This is a genomic window from Sphingomonas sp. (assembly GCF_036677245.1).
Taxonomy (GTDB): domain Bacteria; phylum Pseudomonadota; class Alphaproteobacteria; order Sphingomonadales; family Sphingomonadaceae; genus Allosphingosinicella.
Genome location: NZ_JAKFCG010000045.1, coordinates 45,028 through 66,926 on the forward strand (window position 1 = coordinate 45,028; position 21,899 = coordinate 66,926).

Consider the following 21,899-nt stretch of genomic DNA (forward strand, 5'->3'; position numbering starts at 1 on the left):
TGCGGCTAGGGCAAGCTGCGATCAGATGGAATCGCAGCCTGCCCTCTAATTGTTTGATGCCGCATTGCTGCTTGCGAAAAGCCGGTACCCACCTTTTCGCGCAATGCTTTACCCGGCCCCGTTGGCGCAGGCGGCGGCGAGCGCCGGCTCGATCGCGTCGATCGTATAGGGCTTGGCGAGCACCGGGGCGCCGGCGTGCGCGGGCGGCGGCGGATCGATATGGCCGCCGGTGGCGAAGATGAACGGCAAGCCTTCCTGGAGCAGACGGTCGGCGATCGGCCAGGCGTGCTCGCCCTTGAGATGGACATCGAGGATGGCGATGTCGAACCCGCCTTCGTCAATCTTGGCCATCGCCTCGGCGACGCTGTCGACGGTGCCGGCGACCCGGTGGCCGAGCGAGTCGAGAAAATCCTCCAGCATCATCGCGATAAGCGGTTCGTCTTCGACGATAAGGATGGAACGACCGGACACGAGGCTCGATTAGGGCCAGATCAGAAAAAATCAAAAACTATTTCGCCGCCGACTTGTTCGAGAGCAGGGCATCGCGCGCCGCCTCGGCGAGCTTCTGCACCGAGAAGGGCTTGGCGAGGAAGGCGACGCGCTCGAGATCGATCGACTTGCGCAACTGCTCTTCGGCATAGCCGGAGATGAACAGGATCGGCAGATCGGGGTGGGTCTTGCGCGCCTCGCGCACCGTGGTCGGCCCGTCCATCGACGGCATCACCACGTCGGAGATCATCAGGTCCACCTTGTCCTCCCGCTCGAGGATCTCGAGCGCGGCCTCACCGCTTTCGGCGGTGAGCACCGTATAGCCATGGCGGGTCAACGCCCGCTCGGCGACCGCGCGCACCATCGCCTCGTCCTCGACGATCAGGATCGTCCCCGTTCCCCACAGCTCCCCGGTCGGAGCCTTGCCCTTGCCTTTTTCGGAGGCCTTGGCGGCGCCGGCGGCGTGGACGGGCAGGTAGATGGTGAAGCTGCTGCCCTTGCCCGGCTCCGATTCGGCGAAGATGAAGCCGCCCGATTGCTTGACGATACCGTAGACGGTCGAGAGCCCGAGCCCGGTCCCCTTCCCCACTTCCTTGGTGGTGAAGAACGGCTCGAAGATCTTGCTCAATATCGCCGGCGGGATGCCGGTGCCGGTGTCCGAGACCCGCAGCGCGGTGTAATCGGCGATCGGCAGGATGTCGCTGCCCATCCTGCGGACGTCGTCGGCCGAAACCGAATAGGTGTGCAGGGTCAAGGTCCCGCCCTTGGGCATCGCGTCGCGGGCGTTGACGCAGAGATTGACGATCACCTGCTCGAGCTGGCCGGGGTCGGCGCGGACCGCGCCGAGGCTGCGGCCGTGCTTGACCTGCAGCGCGACCGTTTCGCCGAGCAGGCGCTTGAGCAGGTTCGAAACTTCGGCGATCACGTCCGGGAGCTGCAGCACCTGCGGCCGCAAGGTCTGCTGCCGCGAGAAGGCGAGCAGCTGCCGCGTCAGCCCTGCCGCACGGTTCGAATTGCTCCTGATCTGCTGGATATCGTCATAATCGCTGTCGCCGGGCGAGTGGCGCATCAGCATCAGGTCGCAATAGCCGATGATCGCGGTGAGGATGTTGTTGAAGTCGTGCGCGACGCCGCCGGCGAGTTGGCCAACCGCCTGCATCTTGGTCGCCTGCGCCACCTGGCGCTTCAGCCGGTCCTCCTCGCTATTGTCCTTGAGCGAGAGCAGGACGGCGCCCTGGCCGAGACCGCGCACGCCGGCGATCGTCAGCGCGACCGGCTCTTCGGGATTGGACTTGAGGCGCACCGCGATGTCGCTCGCCGCGGACGGGCCGCGCGCGAAACGGCGGACGAGATCGGACACCGCCGCTTTATCCTCGCTGACCACGAGATCGCCCGGGTAGACCGCCTTGACCCCCTCGACGAGCGCCGCGCCTTTGCGGAACGCCTTGTTGAGATAGATGAAACGGCCGTCGACATTGGCGAGCGCGAGCCCGAGCGGCAGGATGTCGAGCAAGGCGTTGATGTGGGCGGTGTCGTCCTTGCCGAGCCGGCGAAACCCGCCGTCGGCATCGTCGAGCAGCAGGAACAGGGTCAGCGGATTGACGCCGTCGGCGATCGGGATCTGGACGATGCGCAAGGGCGTCGCGCCGCCTCCTTCGATCGCGAAGCTGAACTGACCGTCCTCGGTCGCGCTCAGCAGGCCGACGAGCGGCGTTCCGACCGCAGCAGTGTCGGCGCTGCCGGTCGCGCGCAGCAGGAACACGCGGTTCGCGGCGACCAGCGCGCCGTCGAGGTCGGCGAGCACCGCCATCAATCCCGCCTCGCCGATGCGGTCCCCCGCCTCGCCGGTGAGCAGGCGGCGCGCCTCGGCCGCAAGATCGATCGCGTTGCGGCGCGTGAACCTCCAGACTAAAGCGGACTGATCGGCGCCTTCGCGGCTGAGCTGCGCCCTCAAGCCGGCGCCGTCGGTGCCGAACTGCTCGATCACCGCATTGCCATCACGCCGCGCGGCGAGCGCGGCTTGCTGCAGCCGTTCCTGCTCGCGCTCGCCGAACGCCAGATCGGGCGGCGTAGCATAGCCGCCGAACCAGCTCGCATAGGCCTCGTTCGCGCAGAGCAGGTGACCATTGGCGTCGGTGACCGCGACGGCGTTGGTCGTGACGTCGATCGCAGCGCGCAGCAGGGCGATGTCGATCCCCGCGGACACCGCCTCGGTCGTCTCGCGCGCGCCGCTGCGCGAGCGCAGCAGCATCAGCGCGCCGACCGCGAGCAGGCCCGCCGCGAACGCGCCGGCGAACAACGGATCGCGGACGGTGAACAACAGCAATGCGGCCGAGCCCGCCGCGGCAAGGATCAATAAAGCAGCGCCGAGCGCGCTACCGATCGATCGAAGCGGGGCAGCGGAGCTGCCGGAGACAAGGAGCGGTGTTGAAGCCATGGCTGCAACCACTCATGTCCCCTGCCTCTCCCCGACGTCAAGCGCCCGAGGCTATCACCAGATGCGAACGCGCTGCTCGGGCGGCAGGTAGAGCGTCTGGCCGGTCCTGACGTCGAACGCGCGATACCAGGGATCGAGGTTGCGAACGACGGCAACGCGCTGCTCGGACGGCGAATGCGGATCGGTGAGCAGGCGCTGACGCAGATTGGCCTCACGGTAATTGCGCCGCCAGACCTGCGCCCAGCCCAGATAGAAGCGCTGATCGCCGCTGAGGCCGTCGATCACCGGCGCCTCGCGGCCCCCGAGCGACGCTTTATAGGCATCATAGGCGATCGTCACGCCGGCGAGGTCGGCGATATTCTCGCCTAATGTCAGCCCGCCCTTGAGACGCATCCCCGGAAGCGGCTCATAGCGGTCATATTGGTCTGAAAGCTGCTTCGTAAGCGCCTCGAAATGCTTGACGTCCTGTGGCGTCCACCAGTCGCTCAGCCGACCCTCATTGTTGAACTTGGCGCCCTGGTCGTCGAAATGATGGCTGAGCTCGTGGCCGATGACGGCGCCGATGCCGCCGTAATTGATCGCCGGATCGGCGTTGGGATCGAAGAAGGGCGGCTGCAGGATCGCCGCAGGGAAGACGATCTCGACCATGCCGAAATTGGCATAAGCGTTGATCTCCATCGGGGTCATTCCCCATTCCCAGCGGTAGATCGGCTTGCCGAGCTTGCCGACCTGATATTCATGCTCATAGGCACGCGAGCGCACCGCGTTGCCGAACAGATCGGCGCGGTCGATCCGCAGGCCCGAATAGTCGCGCCAACGCTCGGGATAGCCGATCTTGGGCGTGAAGGCGGCGAGCTTGGCGTGCGCCTTGGCCTTCGTCTCGCGCGCCATCCAGTCGAGCCGGTCGATACGGCGCCCCATGGCGGCGATCACGTTGCGGACCAGCTGGTCGGCCTGAGCCTTGGTCTGCGGCGGGAAATATTTGGCGACATAGGCCTTGCCGACCTCCTCGCCCATCGTCTCGGTGACGAAGGTGACGCCGCGCTTCCAGCGCGGCTCGATCTGCGGCGTTCCAGAGAGAATCGTCCCGTAGAAGGCGAAATCCTCGCTGGTCACCGCCGCGGGGAGCACGTCAGCAAAAGCATGGAGCGAACGTACCAGCAGCTGGTCCTTGAGCACTTGCAGCGGCGTCGCGGCGATCAGCGCGGCAATGCCTTTGACCGCGCTCGGCTGGGCGACGACGACATTGTCGACATTGGCGCCGATACCCTTGAGGAAGCTTGCAAATTCGAACCCCGGGGCGTCGCTCTCGAGCTTCGCCAGCGCGATCTTGTTGTAGGTCTTGGTGGCATCGCGGCTGTCGGTGCGAGTCCAATGGACCCGGGCGATCGCGGTCTCGAAATCGAGGATCGCCTTCGCGCGCGGGACGGCGTCCGCTTCGCCCGCCAGCGTCAGCATGCGCTCGAGATGTCCGCGATAGGCGGCCCGCGTCTCGGCGAGCTTGGCATCGCTCGCGAGATAATAATCGCGGTCGGGCAGACCGAGGCCGGCCTGCGCGAGATGGAGCGCATAGACGTCGGGCTTCTTGTCGTCCTGGCCGATGTAGGAGCCGAACGGGGTGGCGATCCCCATCCGGTCGGCCTCGGCGGCGAGCGCCGCATAGCCCTGCCTGGCGCCGAGGGATTTGATGCGCGCCAGCCACGGCGCGATCGGGGCCATTCCCTTCGCCTCGATCACCGCCTCGTCGAGGAAGCTCGCATAAGCATTGCCGATCTTGCTCCCTGGGTCGGCCTTGGCCTCGTCGAGGATCTGCTGCGTACGCTGCCGCGAGAGATCGTCGAGCACGGTGAACATCCCGTAGTTCGAACGATCGGCCGGGATCGGCGTCGTCCGCGCCCAAGTGCCGTTCGCAAACCCGTAGAAATTATCCCCGGGCGCCACATTGCGGTCCATCCCGGCCTGATCGAAGCCAAAGCTTCCGATCTGCGGCTTGGCCTGGGTTGGCGGTGCGACCGGGCCCGCGGCGGCGCCGGACAGGATTTCGGTCTGGGCGGCAGCCTCGCCTGGCGCGCTGCCGCTGGTGGCGCAGCCCGCGAGCATCGTCGAGGCAATCAGGATCGGGGGCATCAGGATCGGGAAGTGACGCATAAAACCCTTCTTTCAGGTGCTTATGCAGGCCCATTTAGGAGCAGGGGTCAGCTTTGTATATCGTGCCGATGGCGCCTGCGCCGCCATTTGTGGGTGATCCACAGCCGCCAGACCAGCGCCGCGACCGCATAGCCGACAATGCCCGAGATCACCGCAATCACGGCAAGGCCGCTGACCAAAGCCGGCGCCGCCGAGGAGAATAGCCAATTCACCCATCGCTCGATCGAGACATTGTTCTCCATCATCTGCAGCACCGCACCTGGGTTGGCCGGAAAGCCGAACAAATCGCTGCCGACCCACAGGGCCGCCATCAGCAGCAATGGCGTCGTGACGGGATTGGTCAGCAGGGTCGTCCCGGCGGTCAACGGGACGTTGGCGCGAACCGGCACCGCCACCATCGCCGCAGCGACGGGTTGGACGAATGGAATGATCACGAAGATACCGACTGTCAGCCCGACGGCGATCCCGCGCGGCACCGAGCGGCGAGTGAAGCGCCACAAGGCGGGCCGCAGCAGCAGATGCGCGACCGGCTGCATCAGCCGGTTGCTCTCGAGCTCCTCGCGGCTCGGCAGAATCGTGCGGATGCGGTCTGAGAGCCAGCTTCTGCTCCTAGCCATGCTGCGCTTCACCCATGCTGGCGCAGCAGGCGGCCCTGCTCCTTCTTCCAATCCTTGGCCTTCTCGTGCTCGCGCTTGTCGTGGCTCTTGCGGCCGCGCGCGACGGCGAGCTCGACCTTGGCACGGCCGCGGCTGTTGAAGTAGATCGACAGCGGCACGAGGGTCATGCCCTGCCGTGCGACCAGGCCGAACAATTTGTTGATCTCACGCTCGTGGAGCAAGAGCTTGCGCGGCCTTTTGGGCTCGTGATTGAAGCGGTTGCCGTGGCTGAACTCGGGGATGTTGGCGTTGATCAGCCAGACCTGCTCGTCCTTCACCTCGGCATAGCTTTCCGCGATCGAGCCCTCGCCGAAGCGCAGAGATTTGACCTCGGTGCCGGTCAGCGCGATCCCCGCTTCATAGGTGTCCTCGATCGCATAATCGTAGCGCGCACGCCGGTTCTCGGCGACGATCTTCTTCTTGTCGAATGTCGCCGGGCGCGGCCGTACCATCAGGCCAGGCCCGCATGCGCGAGCGCAGCATCGACCGCTGCGCGGCTCTGCGGTGAAGGCTGCGTCATCGGCAGCCGCACGTCGGGCCGATATTCGGGCTTGAGACGCGACAGCGCATATTTGACCGGCCCGGGAGAGGCGTCGCTGAACAGAGCCGCGTGGAGCGGGAAAAGCCGATCCTGGAGCGCGAGCGCGTCGGCCCAGCGGCCGTCGAGGCAGGCCTGCTGGAACTGCGCGCACAGGCCGGGCGCGACATTGGCGGTCACCGAGATGCAGCCGACTCCTCCCATCGCCATGAAGCCAAGCGCCGAATCGTCGTTGCCGGAAAGCTGGCAAAAGTCCTCTCCGCACGCGAGACGCTGCGCCGAGACCCGCTCGAGCTTGCCGGTCGCATCCTTGACGCCGACGATGGTCGGCAATTTGGCGAGTTCCGCCAGGGTCTCGACATTGATGTCCGTCACCGTGCGCGAGGGCACGTTGTAGATGATGATCGGCAGGCTGCTATGCTCGGCCAAATAGCGGTAATGGGCGAGCAGTCCCGCCTGATTGGGCCGGTTGTAATAAGGCAGCACGACCAGCGCCGCGGCGGCGCCCGCGGCTTCGGCGTGGCGCATGTGCTCGAGGGCGGCCTTGGTATCGTTCGAGCCGCAGCCGGCGATCACCGGCACGCGCCCCGCCGCCTGCTCGACGCAGACGGAGACGACGTGATTATGCTCCTCGATCGACATCGTCGCGCTCTCGCCGGTCGTGCCGCACGGCACCAAGGCGGTCGATCCTTCGGCAATTTGCCAGTCGACCAGGGCCCGGAATCCGGCCTCTTCGAACGACTCGTCGCGAAAAGGAGTCACTAGGGCCGGGATGGAGCCGCGAAACATCATTATCTCCTTCACCTCGTTTCCTTTTCCGCACATAAAAAAGCGCGAGGACGACGAGATCGTTCACGGTCTGATAAGGAGGGGCCCGCCATTCTGTCCAGCATGCAGAAGAAAGCACTGATCCTCGTTCCGCTTCTCGCGTCGGTTGCCGCCGTTGCCGCGATTGGCCCGGAGGCCGCGCTGACGCCGGCGTCGGTCACCATCCCTACTCCCCCCTCAGCACTCCCGCCCGCCGCGGCGCCGATGCCCAGCCGCTATGCGCCGCCCGTCTCCCCGGCGATTTCGCAAGCCCTCGCGCAATGGAACAGCCTGCGCCAGAGCGACAGCTATCCCTTCACCTCCTACGCTTCGTTCCTGATGCGCTATCGCGGATGGCCGGGAGAGAGCAGCCTGCGCCGCACCGCCGAGCGCGCGATCGATCCGCTCACCTCCTCGCCGACCACCGTGATCAGCTACTTCCGCATGCTGCCGCCGCTGACGCCGACGGGCCATGCCCGTCATGCCTCGGCCTTGCTCGCGAGCGGCCAGGTCGAGGCCGCGCGCGCGGCCGCGCGGCTTGCCTGGACCAGCGGTGCGATGCCGCGCACCGACGAGGATCGTCTGCTGGGGCTATTCGGAGCGGCGCTCACCATCGCCGACCACGATCAGAGGATCGAGAAATTGCTCGCCAACGGCGAGACGTCCGCCGCTTTTCGCCTGCTTTCGTTCGGCTCGGCGGCCAAGCGGCCGGTCTACGAGACGCGGATCGCGCTGCAGACCGAAGCGCCCGATGCCGCCAACAGGCTCGCGTTCCTCGGTGCCGGCGCCAATGGCGATCCGGGCCTGCTGATGGATCGTGCCAAATGGCTGCGCCACACCAGCCAGAGCCTCGCTGCGCGATCGTTGCTCGCCCAGCCGCGCACTTTGACGGCGCGTCCGGCCGATGCCGAGAAATGGTATGAGGTCCTGCTGACGATGGGCCGGGCAGCCGCCGCCGACCGCCAGTGGACGACCGCCTATCAGATCGCCTCGCAGGTCGACGACGCTTATGCGCCTGGCACCGACATCAGCCAGCGGCCAACCGGCGAGCGCGACGATTACACCAGCCTCGTCTGGCTGGCGGGCACCACCGCGCTGCACCAGCTCGGCCGGCCCGCCGACGCGGCCGCGATGTTCGTCCGCTACGCGCGCGGCGGGCGCTCGGCGCAGGTCACCACCAAAGGGCTCTATTGGGCCGGCCGGGCCGCGCAGGCCGCCGGCCAGGCCGCGCAGGCGACCGCCTATTTCACCGAAGCCGCCGCCTTCCCCGAGCTGTTCTACGGCCAGCTCGCGCTGGAGCGGATCGGCCGGCCGGTTCCGCCGCCGCTTTCCCCGCCTCCACCCACCGACGCCGAGCGCCAGACCTTCCATCGCAAGGATCTGGTCGAGGCCGCGAAGATGCTTGGGCTGATGGGACGCTGGGAAGACCAGTCGCTGTTCGTCCGCGCGCTCTCCGAGCAGGCGCAGAGCGAACGCGAACGAGTCCTCACCGCCGAGCTGTCGCGCCAGATCGGGCGCCCCGACCTCGCCGTGTGGCTTGCGCGCGATGCCCGCAACGCCGGCTCGCCTTTCTACGTCCGCACCGCCTATCCGGAAGTCAGCGTTCCGCTTTCGCGCCATTATTGGTCGCTCGCACACGGCATCATCCGCCAGGAAAGCTCGTTCGACCGCGCGGCGGTGAGCCACGCGGGCGCGCGCGGCATCATGCAGCTGATGCCGCCGACCGCGCGGCAATGGGCCGGCAAGCTCGGCCTCCCCTACGAGCTTGGCCGGCTGACCCGTGATTCCTCGTACAATATCATGATCGGCAGCCAATATTTCGCGAGCCTGATGGACGATTGGGGCGGCTATGCGCCGCTCGCCGTCGCCAGCTACAATGCCGGCCCGGGCAACGTCCGCAAATGGGTCAGCGCCAACGGCGATCCCCGGATGCCCGGCGTCGACATCATCAAGTGGATCGAGGACATCCCTTATACCGAGACCCGCGGCTACGTGCAGCGCGTGCTCGAAAATGCCGTGGTCTATGATTCGATCAATCCCTCGCGCGCCAACGCGTCGGCCATGCTCCGCCTCTCCTTCTACCTCGGCAAGAGCAGCCGCCCGGGCTGATTTCAATCGCCCGAAAACACGCTAGACAGAGCGTGATGGCGGACCGGGTCAACCATATCACGCCCGAAGGCTACCGGCGCTTGCGCGAGGAATATGAGCAATTGTTCGGGGTCGAGCGGCCGCAGCTGGTCGAGACAATCAGCTGGGCGGCGGGCAATGGCGACCGATCGGAGAACGGCGACTATATCTATGGCCGCAAGCGCCTGCGCGAGATCGATCGGCGGATCGACTGGCTGTCGCGCCGCATGGCCGCCGCGAAGGTGACCGATCCCGCGCAGCAGACCGACCGCAATCGCGTCTGGTTCGGCGCGACGCTGACATTGGCCGACGACGACGACAATCGGCGCGTGGTGACCCTGGTCGGCGAGGACGAAGCCGACGCCAGCGCGGGGCGCATCAGCTGGCACGCCCCGCTCGCGCGCGCTGTCCGCGGCGCTGCGCTGGGCGACGTGCGCCGGGTCGCCCTGCCCGCGGGCGAGAAGGAATATGAGATCGTCGCGATCGTCTACCCGGATCCTGCCGAATAGAGCATTGCGCGAAACGTGGGTACCGGCTTTTCGCAAGCAGCAATGCGGCATCAAAGGATTTAGAGCAGGCTGCGATTCATCTCATCGCAGCCTGCTTTAAAACTGGCCGGGGGCACGTCCCCTCAACCCCCGAACGCCCGCCGCGCCAGCTCCTCGGTCGCGGGTGGGGCCGCGGGAGGCGTCAGCGGCACCGCCGACTCGAGCCTCTCGGCGATGGTCGTCAAGACGGCGATGCGCGCCGCTTTCTTGTCGTTGCCGTTGACGACGTGCCACGGCGCCCAATGCGTGTCGTTGTGGGCGAACATCTCGCGCAGCGCCGCAAGATAGGCGGAACGCTTCTCGCGGTTGCGGAAATCCTCGGGCCCGACCTTCCAGCGCTTCCACGGATGCGCGAGCCGCGCTTTCAGCCTCTGGTCCTGCACGTCCTGCGTGACATGGAGGAAGATCTTGACGATCGTCGTGCCGTCGCCGGCCTGCTGGGCCTCGAACTCGTTGATCTCGTCATAGGCGCGCCGCCACTCGGCCTCGCTCGCATAGCCCTCGACCCGCTCGACCAGCACGCGCCCGTACCAGCTGCGATCGAATACGGCGATCTCGCGGGTAGCCGGCAGCCGCTTCCAGAAACGCCACAGGAAATGGCGCGCCTTTTCCTCGTCGGTCGGCGCCGAGATCGGCCAGACCTCGAAATGACGCGGGTCCCATTTGGCGGTGAGGCGCTGGATCGCGCCGCCCTTGCCCGACGCATCCCAGCCTTCGAACAGGATCACGCTTCGCTTGCGGTGGACGACGTGCGCGACGAGCAGCCGCGACAGCCGCTCCTGGAGCGCTTCGAGCTCTTTGGCATAATCCCCTGCGAAGGGCTTTCCGGCCTCATGGTCCGCGAGATTGATCGCCATGCTCGTTCATCCTCCACGGCTCCTCCCCGCGCCGGGAAGGGACAGCTGATCGGTCGCGAAGGAGCTGCGCGCTCCCTCGTCGCGAGCGCGCGAGAATCGCCTACTTCGGGTCGACGATCCGAATGTGCAGCTCGCGCAGCTGCTTCGCCGACACTTCCGACGGCGCGTTCATCATCAGATCCTCGGCCTTCTGGTTCATCGGGAACAACACGACCTCGCGGATATTGGGTTCGCCGGCGAGCAGCATGACGATGCGATCGATGCCGGGTGCCGAGCCGCCATGCGGCGGAGCGCCATATTTGAACGCGTTGATCATGCCTGAGAAATTGGTGTCGACTTCGGCGCGGCTGTAGCCGGCGATCTCGAACGCCTTGTACATGATGTCCGGGCGGTGGTTGCGGATCGCGCCCGACGACAGCTCGACGCCGTTGCAGACGATGTCATATTGGTAAGCGAGGATGTCGAGCGGGTCCTTGGTCTCCAGCGCCTCGAGCTCGCCCTGGGGCATCGAGAACGGATTGTGGCTGAAGTCGATCTTCTTCGCGTCCTCGTCATATTCGTACATCGGGAAATCGACGATCCAGCAGAAGCGGAAGGCATCCTGCTCGATCAGCCCGAGCTCCTCGCCGACTCGGGTCCGCGCCAGGCCGGCGAGCTTGGCGGCCTGGCTTTCCTTGCCTGCCGCGAAGAAGACGCCGTCGTCCGGCCCGAGCCCGAGCGTGCGGATCAGCTCCGCCGTGGCTTCGTCGCCGAGGTTCTTGGCGATCGGGCCGCCAGCCTCGCCGGCCTTGATGTTGATATAGCCAAGGCCGGCATGGCCTTCGCCGCGGGCCCATTCGTTCATGCCGTCGAAGAAGCTGCGCGGGCGGACGCCGGCGCCGGGCGCAGGAATGGCGCGCACGACGCCGCCGCCTTCGACGATCTTGGCGAACAGGCCGAAGCCGCCGCCGCGGAAATGCTCGGTGACGTCGCTGATCAGGATCGGGTTGCGCAAATCGGGCTTGTCGCTGCCGTAGAGGAGCATCGCCTCGGCGAACGGGATGCGCGGGAACGGCGCCGGCGTCACCGCCTTGCCGTTCGCGAATTCCTCGAACAGGCCCCCGAGCACCGGCTCGAGCGCGGCGAACACGTCGTCCTGCGTCACATAGCTCATCTCGAGGTCGAGCTGGTAGAATTCGCCCGGGCTGCGGTCGGCGCGGGCATCCTCGTCACGAAAGCAGGGTGCAATCTGGAAATAACGGTCGAAGCCGGCCACCATGATCAGCTGCTTGAACATCTGCGGCGCCTGCGGGAGCGCGTAGAATTTGCCGGGGTGGACCCGGCTCGGGACGAGATAGTCGCGCGCGCCCTCGGGGCTCGAGGCGGTCAGGATCGGCGTCTGGAACTCGGTGAAGCCCTGATCGATCATCCGCCGCCGGATCGAGCTGATCACCCTGGAGCGGAGCACGATATTGGCATGCAGCCGCTCGCGCCGCAGGTCGAGATAGCGGTAGCGAAGGCGGATGTCCTCGGGATATTCGGCCTCGCCCGCGACCGGGAGCGGCAGCTCCTCGGCGGCCGACTGGACGATCACCTCGTCCGCCTGCACTTCGATCTCGCCGGTCGGAAGGTTGGGGTTGGTCGCCTCGGGGCCGCGCGCCACGACCGTCCCGACGATCGTCACGACCGATTCGGCGCGAAGCCCGTCGAGCAGGCGGAGCGGCTCGCTGCCGGCCTTGGCGACGATCTGGGTGATGCCATAATGATCGCGCAGATCGACGAACAGCACGCCGCCATGGTCGCGCTTGCGATGGATCCAGCCCGACAGCTTGACCTGCTCGCCCACGTTGGAAGCGCGTAATTCTCCGCAAACATGGGTGCGATAGGCGTGCATATCGGGTTCGACTTCCGCTTTGCAAAGGGGGGAAAGGTGCGGCGAGCGCTTCGGCGGGCAAGAGCACTTTGTCAAGGGAAGAGCCCGTGTCTATGAGGCTCCATGCTCATTCACCCGCTCATTACCGACAGCGACTCGCTCCTCCAGCTCTGCGAGCGCCTCGCCCACTGTGATTTCGTCGCCGTCGACACCGAATTCATGCGCGAGAACACCTATTGGCCGGACCTGTGCCTGGTGCAGATCGCCAGCCCGGACGAAGCCGCGGCGATCGATCCCAAGGCCGAGGGGCTCGACCTCTCGCCCCTGCTCAACCTGCTGGTCAACAATGACAATGTGCTCAAAGTCTTCCACGCCGGCGGCCAGGACCTCGAGATCATCTACAATCTCACCGGCAGCACGCCGCATCCGTTGTTCGACACCCAGATCGCGGCGATGGCGCTCGGGCTCGGCGAGCAGGTCGGCTATTCGAACCTGGTCGAAAGCCTGCTCGGCACGAGCCTCGACAAGGGCGCCCGCTTCACCGACTGGGGCCGGCGGCCGCTCGACAAGCGCCAGATCGACTATGCGATCGGCGACGTCACCCACCTCGCGACCCTCTTCCCGAAGATGCTCGAGCGGCTGCGCAAGACCGGGCGCGGCGCGTGGCTCGACCAGGAGATGGAGCGGCTCGGCGATCCGCTCAACTATGCCAACGATCCTGCCTTGGCATGGAAACGGGTCAAGATCGCCAGCCGCAAGCCGGACGTGCTCGGTCGCCTCAAGGCGATCGCGGCGTGGCGCGAGCTCGAGGCGCGCTCGAAGAATTTGCCGCGCGGCCGGATCATGAAGGACGAGACCTTGGCGGATATCGCCGCCCATCCGCCGTCGAACCAGGAGGCGCTCGCCAGGGTCCGCGGCCTTTCACCGGCGTGGCGGTCGAACGACATCGGCGCGCGGATGATGGACGCGCTCGAAGCGGCACACCCGCTGTCCGCGTCGGAAATGCCGCCGCGCGAGGACCGCCAGCCCGGTCTCGGCAAGGAGGGCGCTTTGGTCGCGGACCTGCTCAAGCTGTTGCTCAAGATCCGCTCGCGCGAAGGCAATGTCGCGGCCCGGCTGATCGCGCGCTCCGACGAACTCGAGCAGCTTGCCGCCGGCCGGCGCGACGGCCTGTCGATCCTCGAGGGATGGCGATTCGAGGAGTTTGGCCGCGATGCGCTCGATCTCGTCGAGGGCCGGCTCGCCTTCGCGATCCGCAACGGCAAGCTGGTCATGACCAGGACGGAGCAGGAGGCATGATCGGGCGAACTTTGGCAGCCTCCTTTCTGATCCTCGCGGGATGCGCACCCGCCACCCCGCCGGCCGAGGGAAATCAGATGCCGAACGAACAACCGGCGGAGGGCGGCGGCTGCGACGCGGCGAAGGCGCAATCGTTCGTCGGCGAGCCGGAGAGCGCGGCGATCGCGGAACAGGCGCGGCAGAACAGCGGCGCCCGGACCGTGCGCTGGCTGCGGCCAGGCCAGATCGTGACGATGGAATATCGCGACGACCGCCTCAATCTCGAGCTCGATGCGCAGGGCAAGATCACCGCAATCCGCTGCGGCTGAGATGGCACAGGCTTAGCTGACAGCGACCTCAGGCTTGCGGCCGAGCGCGGACGCCAGGGTGCGCAGCCGCCGCTCGATCGCTTCGCCGCGCAACGCGACGGCGCCATTCTCCAGCTCGAGCCGAAGCACGGCCTTGCTGAGCCGCAGCCGGCTATGCTGCAGGCTCGAGGCAACTCCGCCGCCGAGCCGTTGCCCGAGGCGCATTGCAAGTCCCCATTGCGAGGCGCGCTCGAGCTCGCTCGGATGGCACAAAAGCGCCACGTCGAGGTCCGCGAAACGGCCTGCACCGCCGAAATTGGAGAAGAGGGCCTGTGCGATCATCACCCGGCCGGGAGAGTCGACGCCGACCCAATTGCCGTGAAGCGCCATGTCGACGCCGCGCTCGGCGCGGAAGTCGGGATGCGCCTGCCAGGCGATGTCGGCGAGCAGGCAGGCGGCGAGACGCAGCCGCGCCGCCGCAGGCTCGTCGTCGAAGATCGGGGCGATCCAGCGATCCAGCAGATCGCCGTGCTCGCCGAAGCGGGCAAGCCCCTGCCCCGCTTCGCGCGCCGCCTCGAGCAACGGATCCTGCGCGCGCGTCGCAGGATCGAGCTCGCTGTAGAGCAGCCCTTCACGAATGCCGAAGCTCGAGACGATCAGGCTGGTCGGGCGCAATTCGTCGGCCAGCGTCTTGAGGATGCGGTTGGCGTAGGGAAGCATCGGCACGCGGGCGAGCGAGAGCGACGGCACGTTCTTCACGTCGGTCTTGCTCAGCGATTCGATCGCCCCCTGCAGTTCCGCTGGGCGGTCTGGCGACATCTCATAATGGTGGGTGATCGGCAGCGGGTAATCGTTGAGCACCATGTCGAGCCGGGCGAGCGCGCGCCACGATCCGCCAACCAGATAGAGCGGCCGCCCCTGAGCGCGCTTGCCGAGATCGAGGCTTTGGATCGCCTTGGCGATCTTCTTGGCGAGCGTGCCTTCGCCCTTCCTGATCATCGGCTCGACTCGCAGCACGCCGAGCGGGAAGGATGCGCTGCGTTGGACCTTGCCCTGGCCGACCTCGGCGAGCTCGAGGCTGCCGCCGCCAAGATCGGCGACGATGCCGTCGGCCTCGGGGATTGCGGAAAGCACCCCCTGCCCGGCCATCACGGCTTCCTGCTCGCCCGACAGCATCATCGGCGAGAAGCCGATCGCCCGCACGAGGTCCAGGAATTGCGCGCCGTTCGACGCGTCGCGGACGGCCGCCGTGGCGACCACCAGGGTGCGGGCGACGCCCATTTCGTCGGCAAGCGTGCGGAAGCGGCGAAGCGCCGCCAGCGCGCGCTGCTGCGCCTCGTCGGGCAAGGCGCCGGTGCTTGCGATCGTCTGGCCGAGGCCGGCCAGCACCTTCTCGTTGAAGATGATCCACGGGATGCGCGTCGCCCCGGCGTAGACGACCAGACGGACCGAGTTCGACCCGATGTCGATGATGGCGACCGGCTTTTGCGTCATCTTATTTGCCGCGGCGCAAGCGCAGCTTGGGCACGGCGCCGGTGCTGCGCAGCGCCGCACCCCGGCCCGACAGCGATGGATTGGTCATGAAGTAGAGATGGAGGTTGAACGGCTTGTCGTCGGGGCCGGCGTGGAGGCGTTCGTAACGGCCGTCCGGCAGAAGCCGCCAGCTCTGCTGGTTGTCGATCAGATTGGCGACCATAACCTGATCGAGGATCTGCGCGTGCACGGTCGGGTTCTCGATCTTGAGCATATATTCGACCCTGCGGTCGAAGTTGCGCGGCATCCAGTCGGCGGAACTGACGTAGACCAAAGCCTCGCGGTTCGGCAGCGCATCGCCATTGCCGAAGCACCAGATTCGGCTGTGCTCGAGGAAGCGGCCGAGGATCGATTTGACCCGGATATTCTCGGACATGCCGGCCACGCCGGGCCGCAGGCAGCAGATGCCGCGCACGACCAGCTCGATCTGCACGCCCGCGGCGCTCGCGGCGTAAAGCTTTTCGATGATCGCCGGATCGACCAGCGAATTCATCTTCGCCCACAGCACGCCTTCGCGCCCGGCACGGGCATGGTCGATTTCCTGGTCGATCAGCCGGCACAGGGTGGTTCGCATGTCGTGCGGCGACAGCACGAGCAGGTCGAGATCGCGCGGCTCGACATAGCCGGTGATGTAATTGAACAATTGCGCCGCATCGCGGCCAACCCGCGGATCCGAGGTGAAGAAGCTGAGATCGGTGTAGATCCGCGCGGTCACCGGGTGGTAATTGCCGGTGCCGACGTGGCAATAGGTGCGATAGCCCTTCTCCTCGCGACGCACGACCATCGACACCTTGGCATGCGTCTTCCAGTCGATGAAGCCGTACACCACCTGCACGCCGGCGCGCTCGAGCGCGTTCGCCCAGAGCAGATTCTGCTCCTCGTCGAAACGCGCCTTCAGCTCGACCACCGCCGTCACCGATTTGCCCGCCTCGGCGGCATCGATCAAAGCGCGGATGATCGCCGACTGCTTGCCCGCGCGGTAGAGCGTCTGCTTGATCGCGACGACATCGGGATCCTCGGCGGCCTGGCGCAGGAAAGCGACCACCACCTCGAAGCTCTCATAGGGATGGTGGACGACGATATCCTTGCTGCGGATCGCCGCGAAGCAGTCGCCGTCATGTTCGCGGATGCGCTCGGGAAAGCGCGGCGTGAACGGCGGGAATTTGAGGTCGGGCCGGTCTTCCTCGACCAGCAGGCCGAGATCCTCGATGCCGAGGAAACCGGTCGATTCGGAGACGATCGCCTCGCTGCCGTCGAGCCCGACCCGGACCAGCTGCTCGAGCTCGTCGGGTATGTCGCGCTCGAGCTCGAGCCGGATCACCCTGCCGCGCCTGCGCCGCTTGATCGCGCTGCGGAAGAAGCGGACGAGATCCTCCGCTTCCTCCTCGACCTCGATGTCGCTGTCGCGGATGATCCGGAACGCGCCGCCGCCGAGCATCTCGTAACCGGGGAAGAGGATCGTGATGTAGCGGCGGATCAACGTCTCGACCGCGATATAGCGTGCCGCCTCGCCCGGCAGCCGGATGAAGCGCGGCAGCGAGGCCGGGACCATCAGCAGCTCGCGAATCGGCTCGCCGTCCGCGAGCCGCTTGAGATCGAAGATCAGCGAGAAGCCCTTGTTGGGGATGAATGGAAACGGGTGCGCGGGATCGATCGCCTGCGGAGTCAGCACCGGGAAGATCTGCTCGCGGAAATAGAGATCAAGCCACTCGGTCGCCGGCTGATCGAGATCCTGCTCGCCGAGAACCTCGACCCCGACCTCGGCCAGCGCCGCGCGCAGATCGTTCCAGACTTCCTGCTGGCTCGCGGTCAGCCGGTCCGCCTCCTCGGCAATCGCCGTGAGCTGCTGCGCGGGAGTCATGCCGTCGGCCGAATGCTCCTCCACGCCGAGCAATTGCTGGCCCTTGAGGCCGGCCACGCGGACCATGAAGAATTCGTCGAGATTGGCGCCCGAGATCGACAGGAAGCGCAGCCGTTCGAGCAACGGATGCGCCGGATTGCAGGCCTCCTCGAGCACGCGGCGGTTGAACGCGAGCCAGCTCAACTCGCGGTTGAAGAAGCGTGACCGCGCCTGCTCGCGGCTGGTGCCGGGAACGCTGTCGTCGCTGTCGGAGGTTGGTCTAATATCCATCGCCGAGGCTCTGCGCTCCCGCGCTCTTGATGATTCCGGCGTCGAGCAGCGCCTTGCGCGCCAGCGGCACCGTCATTCGGCGATGGTTGGAGAACATCGCCCGGTCGAGAAGGTCGACGACCTGCTGGACCGCCACATAGCTGCGTTCGATCCGGGGCACCAGATAGACCGCGACCTCGCGCGGTGTCGCGATGCCCCGGTCCGCGAGCAATTTGACGATCAGGCTGCCGATCAGCGCATCGTCAGGCTCCTCGATCGCGACATGCGGCGTCGCGGCGAGACGCGACCTCAGATCCGGCAGGCGGACCTGCCAGATCGGGGGCGGCGCGGCTGCGATCAGCAGCAGCGGCTTGCGCCCTTCCTGGGCCTGGTTCCAGGCGTGGAACAAGGCTTCCTCGTCATGATCCTCGGCATCGTCGAACAACCGCCCGCCGCTGTTGCGGACGAAGATCCGGCCGAGCAGGCTGCGGCCCGATTTGCGAGGGCCGGTGAGGATCGTCGCCATCACCGGCCACACCGACCAGCTCTTGAAATGCGCAAAGGCGACGCGATTGGCGTCGGAGAGCAGGAAATCGCTGTCGCTGTCGGCCACCGGCCAGTCGAGCGGCAGCGCGATCTGGTTCACCGGCCTACTCCCGCCCCGTGGGAGGCGCCGCGCTTCTTCGCGAAATGCTGAACACGTTGCCGACCGTCTGGACGGTGAAGCCCTGCGCCTGCAACGCCGCCTGGAGCGCGGCGGGATCGCCGGTGAAGGTGACGCGCATCACCGAGGTTCCGCCAAGCGCGAGGCTGGTGGTGATCGCCGAGGTGACGCCGCCGATCCGGCTGACCGCAAGCTCCGCCTGCCCGACCGAGGCCGACGTCGGCGTGTCGACCTGAACCAGATAGGTGGTGGCGACGCCCATCGGGATCGGCCCGGTCGGCAGCGCGCCAAGTTCGGACGCGGCATTCTCGATCTGCTCGGCATCGGTCGGCAGCGGCGGCTCCTCGATCGTCAAGGAGGGATCGACCGCAAGGAGCCCGTTCTGCAGCGCGCGGGCATAAGCGGCGTCGATCCGCCGCGCGCCTTCGTCGAGCAGCTTGGGGATCAACGTGCTCCGCTCGACCCGCAGGCCGAAACGGCTGATCACGAGATTGTCCGGCCCGTGGCGGGCCGTGAAGGTGCCGATCACCGGCCCGCCGGGATAGAGCCGCTTGAGCTGGACCTCGGGGACTAGGATATCCGCAGCGCCATATTGGTCGAGCAGCATCCGCCACCAGCTGCGGCCCGGACGCCGCGTCTGCGGGGCGTTGAGCAGCAACGGGTCGATGCCCGAGCCGACCGGCCGTACATAATCGATCGGCGTGTTGCCGGTGCGGAAGCGTGCCCAGGCCTTCTGCCATTCGGTGCGGGATTCGAACACCTGCGCGGTTGAGCCGGTGATCATCACCGGAATGACCAGCATCGGTGCCGAGCGCCTGATCTGGCCCTGGCTGCCGCCCAGCAACTGGCCGGTGCGGGCGCGATCGAACAGCACGCCGAGCGTCGCGAGATAACGCTGGGGACCAATGTCCTCATTCTCGATGATCACGCCCGAGACGATCGAATTCAGCACCGAATCGGGCAGGTTCGGAGCTTCGCTCTGCGGCCTGTGATTGGTGCTCGCCCAGAGCGCCTTCCAGCCCTTGGCCTGCGCAAGGCGCCACCCTTCGTAGCGCGCGGCCTCGGCATTGGGGGCAGCCACGTCGACCGTGACCCCGGTCACCTCATAGGTGCTCGCGCTGTCGATCGGCGGAACACCGCGATCGCCGCCCTCGAGCTGCGCATAGACCACGGCGGCCGCCGCGGCGGTTGCGAGCCCGAGCAGCATCGGAAGGGGTCGGGAAAGACGATGGAGAAGCTTCACACCGCGTCTTTTGGCGAGTTGATCGTCGAAATCCAAGCGGGATATACCCCCGCCCGCGCGATTACGGCCGTTGCGGGACGCTGCTTTGGATCCTAAGCGCCGATTATGAGTGATCCTGAATCCTACACCTATGCCAAGGCGGGCGTTTCGATCGCGCTCGGCAATGCCCTCGTCAAGGCGATCGGCCCGCTCGCCAAGTCGACCGCGCGGCCGGGCGCGGACGCGACGCTCGGCGGTTTCGGCGGTTTTTTCGACCTCAAGGCGGCCGGCTATTCGGATCCTTTGCTGGTCGCTGCGAACGACGGCGTCGGGACCAAGCTCAAGCTGGCGATCGAGACCGACCGCCACGACGGCGTCGGCATCGATCTCGTCGCGATGTGCGTCAACGATCTCATCGTCCAGGGCGCCGAGCCGCTCTTCTTCCTCGATTATTTCGCCACCGGCCGCCTCGATCCCGGCGTCGCCGAGCGGGTGATCGCCGGAATAGCGCAAGGCTGCCGGATCGCCGGCTGCGCATTGATCGGCGGCGAGACCGCGGAGATGCCCGGCATGTACGCCGAGGGCGATTATGACCTTGCCGGCTTCGCGGTCGGCGCCGTCGAGCGTGGCCAGGCGCTGACCGGAGAGCAGGTCAAGGCCGGCGATCTGATCCTCGGCCTCGCCTCGTCGGGCGTCCATTCGAACGGCTTTTCGCTGGTGCGGCGGCTGGCGGCCGACAAGGGCTGGAAGCTCGAGCGGCCGGCGCTGTTCGACCAGGAGCGTTTGCTGATCGAAGCTTTGCTCGAGCCGACCCGGATCTACGTCCGCTCCTTGCTGCCGCTGATCCGCGCGGGCCTGGTCCATGCCCTCGCGCACATCACCGGGGGGGGCTTGCTAGAGAATATTCCGCGCATCCTGCCGGGCGGGCTTCACGCGCGGATCGACGCCGACGCCTGGCCACAGCCGCGGCTGATGGCGTTCCTCCAGGCGCAGGGCAATATCGAGCCCGAGGAAATGGCACGCACGTTCAACTGCGGCATCGGCATGGCCGTGGTCGTCGACGAAGCTGATGCCGGCGAGGTGATCCGTGCGCTCGAAGCGGCCGGCGAGACCGTCCACCGCATCGGGCGGATCGAGCAAGGCGATCAAGGTTGCACCGTCCTCGGGTCCGCGGAGAGCTGGAGCGCGCGCGCCCCCTGGACCGCCACCCACCGTGGCTGACAAGACCCATCATGGCTGACAAAAAACGCGTCGGCGTCCTGATTTCCGGACGCGGCTCCAACATGGAGGCGCTCGCCGAATATAAGCGCATCGCGGACCCGGCCTATTCGATCGTGCTGGTCGCATCGAACGTGCCCGAAGCGCGCGGCCTCGTCGTCGCGCGCCGGTTCGGCATCGAGACCTGGGCGCACAGCCACAAGGGCATGGAACGCGCCGAGTTCGACCGAATGATGGACGAGGAGCTGCGCCGGCACGATGTCGAGGTAATCGCGCTGGCCGGCTACATGCGCCTGCTCTCGCCTGAGTTCATCGCCCGCTGGCGGGGACGGATCCTCAACATCCACCCCTCCTTGCTGCCGCTCTACAAGGGGCTCGACACGCACCGCCGGGCGCTGGTCGCGGGCGAGCAACATGCCGGCTGCTCGGTGCACGTGGTGACCGAGGATCTCGACGACGGGCCGGTGATCTCACAGGCCAAGGTCAAGATCCTGCCCCGCGACACGCCCGAAAGCCTCGCCGAGCGGGTGCTCGCGGAAGAGCATAAGCTCTATCCGGCGGCGCTCGACAAATTTTGTAGGGAACTCAATTAGCGGGGACGCCGATAAGGCGCCGCCCCTCGCCATTTTAAGCCGCTCAGCCGACCAGCTCTTCCGGCTTGAAGAAGAAGTCGATTTCGATCCTGGCATTGTCGAGGCTGTCGGACCCGTGGACCGAATTGGCCTCGATCGATTCCGCATGGCTCTTGCGGATCGTGCCCTCGTCGGCCTGCGCCGGATTGGTCGCGCCCATCACCTCGCGGTTGCGCGCCACGGCATTCTCGCCCTCGAGCACCTGGACGACGACCGGCCCGGAAGTCATGAAGGTCACCAGATCGTTGAAGAAGGGACGCTCCTTGTGGACCGCGTAAAAGCCCTCCGCCTGCTCGCGGCTCATGCGGATGCGCTTGGAGGCGATCACGCGCAGGCCGGCATCCTCGAGCATCTTGGTGACGGCGCCGGTGAGGTTGCGGCGGGTCGCGTCCGGCTTGATGATCGAGAAGGTACGTTCGGTCGCCATGGCCGGCAAAGCTCCATTTTCGGGGTGAATCGAGCGCGTCTCTAGGGC

General features: G+C 66.6%; 19 protein-coding genes. 6 read left to right on the forward strand and 13 right to left on the reverse strand.

Features of this window, described 5'->3' with window-relative positions; translation table 11 throughout:
• Positions 1 to 108: 108 nt before the first annotated feature.
• From V6M48_RS04695 to dapA, 6 genes are all read right to left on the reverse strand, one after another.
• A complete protein-coding gene (locus V6M48_RS04695; protein WP_332811366.1) occupies positions 109 to 471 on the reverse strand; it encodes a response regulator in 363 nt (120 codons plus the stop codon).
• Positions 472 to 508: 37 nt separating this feature from the next.
• Positions 509 to 2,926: a hybrid sensor histidine kinase/response regulator gene (locus V6M48_RS04700; protein ID WP_332811367.1), complete on the reverse strand. Its 2,418-nt coding sequence runs from the start codon at positions 2,924 to 2,926 to the stop codon at positions 509 to 511.
• A gap of 54 nt (positions 2,927 to 2,980) precedes the next feature.
• Complete coding sequence (locus tag V6M48_RS04705) at positions 2,981 to 5,026, reverse strand: M13 family metallopeptidase (RefSeq protein WP_443019045.1); 2,046 nt, start codon at positions 5,024 to 5,026, stop codon at positions 2,981 to 2,983.
• 95 nt (positions 5,027 to 5,121) lie between these two features.
• Positions 5,122 to 5,691 carry a DUF2062 domain-containing protein gene (locus V6M48_RS04710; protein ID WP_332811369.1) on the reverse strand — a complete coding sequence of 190 codons (570 nt, stop codon included), beginning with the start codon at positions 5,689 to 5,691 and terminating at the stop codon, positions 5,122 to 5,124.
• Positions 5,692 to 5,699: 8 nt separating this feature from the next.
• Entirely contained in the window at positions 5,700 to 6,182 is a 483-nt protein-coding gene (gene smpB / locus V6M48_RS04715) for an SsrA-binding protein SmpB (RefSeq protein WP_332811370.1), read from the reverse strand.
• A complete protein-coding gene (gene dapA / locus V6M48_RS04720) occupies positions 6,182 to 7,057 on the reverse strand; it encodes a 4-hydroxy-tetrahydrodipicolinate synthase (RefSeq protein ID WP_332811371.1) in 876 nt (291 codons plus the stop codon). The genes smpB and dapA overlap by 1 nt, the downstream gene beginning before the upstream one ends.
• A gap of 102 nt (positions 7,058 to 7,159) precedes the next feature.
• Between dapA and V6M48_RS04725 the strand changes: the two genes are divergently transcribed.
• Positions 7,160 to 9,184 carry a lytic transglycosylase domain-containing protein gene (locus V6M48_RS04725; protein ID WP_332811372.1) on the forward strand — a complete coding sequence of 675 codons (2,025 nt, stop codon included), beginning with the start codon at positions 7,160 to 7,162 and terminating at the stop codon, positions 9,182 to 9,184.
• A gap of 35 nt (positions 9,185 to 9,219) precedes the next feature.
• A complete protein-coding gene (greB, locus tag V6M48_RS04730; protein WP_332811373.1) occupies positions 9,220 to 9,711 on the forward strand; it encodes a transcription elongation factor GreB in 492 nt (163 codons plus the stop codon).
• A 122-nt stretch (positions 9,712 to 9,833) separates the two neighbouring features.
• On the opposite strand, the gene V6M48_RS04735 is transcribed toward greB, so the two are convergent.
• Complete coding sequence (locus V6M48_RS04735) at positions 9,834 to 10,607, reverse strand: polyphosphate kinase 2 family protein (RefSeq protein WP_332811374.1); 774 nt, start codon at positions 10,605 to 10,607, stop codon at positions 9,834 to 9,836.
• 100 nt (positions 10,608 to 10,707) lie between these two features.
• The gene (gene aspS, locus V6M48_RS04740) at positions 10,708 to 12,480 is read right to left on the reverse strand and encodes an aspartate--tRNA ligase (RefSeq protein ID WP_332811375.1); all 1,773 of its coding nucleotides are present in this window, start codon (positions 12,478 to 12,480) and stop codon (positions 10,708 to 10,710) included.
• A gap of 102 nt (positions 12,481 to 12,582) precedes the next feature.
• Here aspS and rnd point away from each other — a divergent pair, with 102 nt between their 5' ends.
• Together rnd and V6M48_RS04750 are read left to right on the forward strand one after the other, a co-directional pair.
• The gene (rnd, locus tag V6M48_RS04745) at positions 12,583 to 13,758 is read left to right on the forward strand and encodes a ribonuclease D (RefSeq protein WP_332811376.1); all 1,176 of its coding nucleotides are present in this window, start codon (positions 12,583 to 12,585) and stop codon (positions 13,756 to 13,758) included.
• Between the two features lie 77 nt (positions 13,759 to 13,835).
• On the forward strand, positions 13,836 to 14,066 hold the full coding sequence (locus V6M48_RS04750) for an I78 family peptidase inhibitor (protein WP_332811377.1): 231 nt from the start codon (positions 13,836 to 13,838) through the stop codon (positions 14,064 to 14,066).
• A gap of 12 nt (positions 14,067 to 14,078) precedes the next feature.
• Here the strand turns inward: V6M48_RS04750 and V6M48_RS04755 are convergent, their stop codons facing one another.
• The 4 genes from V6M48_RS04755 to V6M48_RS04770 are packed head-to-tail and all read right to left on the reverse strand — an operon-like array spanning position 14,079 to position 19,595.
• Positions 14,079 to 15,539: a Ppx/GppA family phosphatase gene (locus V6M48_RS04755; protein WP_332811378.1), complete on the reverse strand. Its 1,461-nt coding sequence runs from the start codon at positions 15,537 to 15,539 to the stop codon at positions 14,079 to 14,081.
• Between the two features lies 1 nt (position 15,540).
• A complete protein-coding gene (locus V6M48_RS04760; protein WP_332811379.1) occupies positions 15,541 to 17,709 on the reverse strand; it encodes an RNA degradosome polyphosphate kinase in 2,169 nt (722 codons plus the stop codon).
• A complete protein-coding gene (locus tag V6M48_RS04765) occupies positions 17,699 to 18,334 on the reverse strand; it encodes an HdaA/DnaA family protein (RefSeq protein ID WP_332811380.1) in 636 nt (211 codons plus the stop codon). Before V6M48_RS04765 ends, V6M48_RS04760 begins: the two co-directional genes overlap by 11 nt.
• Before the next feature lie 4 nt (positions 18,335 to 18,338).
• Entirely contained in the window at positions 18,339 to 19,595 is a 1,257-nt protein-coding gene (locus V6M48_RS04770; protein WP_332811381.1) for a heavy-metal-associated domain-containing protein, read from the reverse strand.
• Positions 19,596 to 19,700: 105 nt separating this feature from the next.
• Between V6M48_RS04770 and purM the strand changes: the two genes are divergently transcribed.
• Both purM and purN read left to right on the forward strand, forming a co-directional pair.
• A complete protein-coding gene (gene purM, locus V6M48_RS04775) occupies positions 19,701 to 20,795 on the forward strand; it encodes a phosphoribosylformylglycinamidine cyclo-ligase (RefSeq protein WP_332811382.1) in 1,095 nt (364 codons plus the stop codon).
• 11 nt (positions 20,796 to 20,806) lie between these two features.
• Positions 20,807 to 21,385: a phosphoribosylglycinamide formyltransferase gene (gene purN / locus V6M48_RS04780; protein ID WP_332811383.1), complete on the forward strand. Its 579-nt coding sequence runs from the start codon at positions 20,807 to 20,809 to the stop codon at positions 21,383 to 21,385.
• Between the two features lie 43 nt (positions 21,386 to 21,428).
• Here the strand turns inward: purN and ndk are convergent, their stop codons facing one another.
• Positions 21,429 to 21,851 carry a nucleoside-diphosphate kinase gene (gene ndk, locus V6M48_RS04785; protein ID WP_332811384.1) on the reverse strand — a complete coding sequence of 141 codons (423 nt, stop codon included), beginning with the start codon at positions 21,849 to 21,851 and terminating at the stop codon, positions 21,429 to 21,431.
• Between the last annotated feature and the right edge of the window lie 48 nt (positions 21,852 to 21,899).